This window comes from Enterobacter sp. C6 (assembly GCF_008122455.1).
In the GTDB taxonomy this organism is placed as follows: Bacteria; Pseudomonadota; Gammaproteobacteria; order Enterobacterales; family Enterobacteriaceae; genus Enterobacter; species Enterobacter pseudoroggenkampii.
Window position 1 is genome coordinate 1 of sequence record NZ_QPFW01000076.1, and the last position, 3,358, is coordinate 3,358.

The 3,358-nt window shown below is 57.6% G+C and carries 4 protein-coding genes; 1 reads left to right on the plus strand and 3 read right to left on the minus strand.

The features are described 5' to 3' along the window. Positions 1-1,277, plus strand: a 1,277-nt coding sequence (locus tag DOU50_RS00725; RefSeq protein WP_148768518.1) for a glycoside hydrolase family 43 protein, incomplete at its 5' end; no start/stop codon positions are given. Positions 1,278-1,281: 4 nt separating this feature from the next. Here DOU50_RS00725 and xynR read toward each other — a convergent pair. From xynR to DOU50_RS00740, 3 genes are all read right to left on the minus strand, one after another. Beyond that, positions 1,282-2,040, minus strand: coding sequence for a DNA-binding transcriptional repressor XynR (gene xynR, locus DOU50_RS00730; RefSeq protein WP_148768519.1), 759 nt, complete (start codon positions 2,038-2,040; stop codon positions 1,282-1,284). A gap of 220 nt (positions 2,041-2,260) precedes the next feature. Further along, positions 2,261-2,695, minus strand: a complete 435-nt coding sequence (locus tag DOU50_RS00735; RefSeq protein WP_148768520.1) for a DUF3828 domain-containing protein — start codon at positions 2,693-2,695, stop codon at positions 2,261-2,263. Position 2,696: 1 nt separating this feature from the next. Continuing rightward, positions 2,697-3,059: a CHAP domain-containing protein gene (locus DOU50_RS00740; protein ID WP_148768521.1), complete on the minus strand. Its 363-nt coding sequence runs from the start codon at positions 3,057-3,059 to the stop codon at positions 2,697-2,699. Positions 3,060-3,358: the final 299 nt, after the last annotated feature.

Sequence of the window (3,358 nt, forward strand, 5' to 3'; positions counted from 1 at the left end):
AGGGGCCGTGGAGCGAGCCGATCCCGATGGGCAACGGCGGGTTTGACCCGTCCCTGTTCCACGACGACGATGGCCGCAAATATTACCTCTACCGCCCGTGGGGGCCGCGCCACCACAGCAACCCGCACAACACCATCGTGATGCAGGAGTTTGATCCGCAGACCGGGACGCTCTCGCCCGAGCGCAAAACCCTGTTTACCGGCACGCCGCTCTGCTACACCGAGGGCGCGCACCTCTATCGCCACGCGGGATGGTACTACCTGATGGTGGCCGAAGGCGGCACCAGCTACGAGCACGCCGTCGTGGTGCTGCGTTCCAAAAATATCGACGGGCCGTACGAGCTGCACCCGGACGTGACGATGATGACCAGCTGGCACCTGCCGGAGAACCCGCTGCAGAAGAGCGGCCACGGCTCGCTGCTGCAGACCCACACGGGGGAGTGGTACATGGCCTACCTCACCAGCCGCCCGCTGCGCCTGCCCGGCGTGCCGCTGCTGGCCTCCGGCGGGCGCGGCTACTGCCCGCTGGGCCGCGAGACCGGCATCGCCCGCATTGAATGGCGCGACGGCTGGCCGTACGTGGAAGGCGGCAAGCACGCGCAACTGACCGTGAAAGGCCCGCAAGTGGTGGAACAGCCCGCTACCGCTCAGAACGGCTGGCGGGACGATTTTGACGCCAGTTCGCTTGACCCGGAACTGCAGACCCTTCGCATTCCGTTCGACGACACCCTCGGCTCGCTCACCGCGCGCCCGGGCTACTTACGGCTCTACGGCAACGACTCGCTCAACTCGACCTTTACCCAGTCGACCGTGGCGCGCCGCTGGCAGCACTTTGTCTTCCGGGCGGAGACGCGGATGCAGTTCTCGCCGGTCCACTTCCAGCAGAGCGCGGGGCTGACCTGCTACTACAACAGTAAAAACTGGAGCTACTGCTTTGTGGACTACGAGGAGGGGCAGGGCAGAACGATTAAGGTTATTCAGCTCGACCACAACGTGCCGTCGTGGCCGCTGCACGAGCAGCCGATTCCGGTGCCGGAGAGTGCGGAGAGCGTCTGGCTACGGGTGGACGTGGATACGCTGGCTTACCGCTACAGCTACTCGTTCGACGGCGAGACGTGGCACACCGTGCCGGTAACGTATGAGGCGTGGAAGCTGTCGGACGACTACATCGGCGGGCGCGGCTTCTTTACCGGCGCGTTTGTGGGGCTGCACTGCGAGGACATCAGCGGCGACGGCTGCCACGCAGACTTTGACTACTTAACCTACGAGCCGGTTTAACGGCTCAGGCCGGGTAGCCCAGCGCGCGTGACAGCGCGAGCCCGGCCTGCTGAAGCTGCGCGCGGAAGTGGGCCAGCTCGGTGTCGTCCACGCGGGAGGTCAGCGTCGACAGGCTCAGGGCGGCGATGACGCGGGATTCGTGGTTCCACACCGGCACCGCCACGCAGCGCACGCCCTGCTCGTTCTCTTCGCTATCCAGGGCGTAACCCTGCTCGCGGGTCTGCGCCAGGGCGCTTATTAAGGCTTCACGAGAGGCGAGGGTGGAAGGCGTAAAGGTCGTGTACTGGTAGCCCTCCAGCAGGGCGTTCAGCTCGGCCTCGCCCAGCCAGGCAATCAACACCTTGCCGATGGCGGTGGCGTGAACCGGCAGTCGGCGGCCGATGCGCGAATAGGCGATGGCCGCCAGCTTGCCTTCAATCTTCTCGATATAAACCCCTTCACGCCCGTCCAGGATCCCCAGATGGGTGGTCTGCCCGGTCCGCTGGGACAGCTCCGTCAGCCAGCCTTTCGCCTTCTGACGAATATCGATGGAGCCCACGACAAAATGGCCGCGTTCGACCAGCTTCATGCCGAGGCGATATTTGCCGTTCTCCGGGTTCTGATCGATATAGCCGTGAAGCTGCAGGGTTTTCAGCAGCGAGTGGAGGGTACTCTTGCTCAGCCCCATCAGTTTGCTGATGTCGGTGATCTTAAGCTCGGTGGCCTGCTCGTTGAACAGGTCGAGGATCTGCAACGCACGTTCAACAGACTGAATAATCGGCATAATGCTGGTATGTCCACGCTGGAATTAAGGCGAAAACGTACCTTTTTCGGGGTGAAAAATCAATTGAGTAGAGCGGGTTGTGGGAGAAAGGGCGTCAGCCGCATCGTCGCCTGATTCGCCCGGCGGCGCTTCGCTTGCACGGGCCTACGGGTTGTGTAGGCCGGGTAAGCGCAGCGCCACCCGGCAACAAAGGCGGCTACATTATTGTTAGCGGGGGACATCAATTATTATCCCGAGCGGCGACAGACTGGATTTTCCAGACCCCATCTTCTTTAACCATGCAATCAATGACTGTGTGCTGGGTCTTTTTGCCAAAGGTGATATTCACGTTTACACAGACCGGGTCTGAATCATACGAATCAATAGCCACATTCTCAGCCCAGTCCTCGCCGATATACTGCGATTTCATAAAAAAATCAGCCTCGTAAAATTCAGCGTCGGCATAACGGGGATCGGCTGCATGACGTAATTTTTTCATGGTGCTGACCGTAACGAACTTATCGATTTCATTTCCCTGTTGTATGGGATAACGATCGTTGTTCACTTGTTTAATGTACCAGCGATTGAATTCAAGAGCGCGCTGCATCGGTATCTGAAAATCTTCGGCCCCCAATGCGGCTGTACTGAATAACACAATTAAGATGAGCTTATTCATTTTAATAATGCCTGTATAAGGTTATTGCTGGCTGGAGTTGGCGATAGGTTGGCCCCGGGTACAGTGTTCTCTGTTTAAAATCTGAATACCAGGTTCCAGCGCCATCGTAAATACAGACATGCCCGTACTGATTCGGGCCGGGCAAGGCATCAATCACCGCGATATCCCCCTCTATGGCGGTGCCATAGACTTTTGTGAACCCTGCTTTTTCAAGAGAACGCCAGAAATCCTTAGCGTTTGCCCCTTCGATTTTAAGCCCTCCGGCTCGAATGGCGGCGGCGATTGCGCGAGCGCAATAGTGTCCAGTATGGGTTAGTGCGTGGCTACGGGCGTATGACACAGCTTCATGCTTATTCCATGACATAAATAATCCTTATTAACGAAATGCAGCAATAAGGAAATATTACGCCGATAATATACGGTGTTTTGTAATTGATAATGACCTGATATTAACCATTATCTACTCAGTAAATAATGGTCAATAAAAATATAAATATCTATTATGGTTAATGCCTATCTGAGAAAGCGTCAGTAAAATGAATTTTTCTGCCCGACGATAGCGCTGTTGTCGTTTTTAGGGTTTTCTCCCTCTCCCTGTGGGAGAGGGCCGGGGTGAGGGCACCAGACCGCAGAGGAGTCAATCACTCCCCAAGCGTCGCCACC

Coding starts and splice junctions, on each gene's coding strand:
- xynR (WP_148768519.1), bottom strand. CDS start 2,040: ATGCCGATTATTCAGTCTGTTGAACGTGCGTTGCAGATCCTCGACCTG.
- DOU50_RS00735 (WP_148768520.1), bottom strand. CDS start 2,695: ATGAATAAGCTCATCTTAATTGTGTTATTCAGTACAGCCGCATTGGGG.
- DOU50_RS00740 (WP_148768521.1), bottom strand. CDS start 3,059: ATGTCATGGAATAAGCATGAAGCTGTGTCATACGCCCGTAGCCACGCA.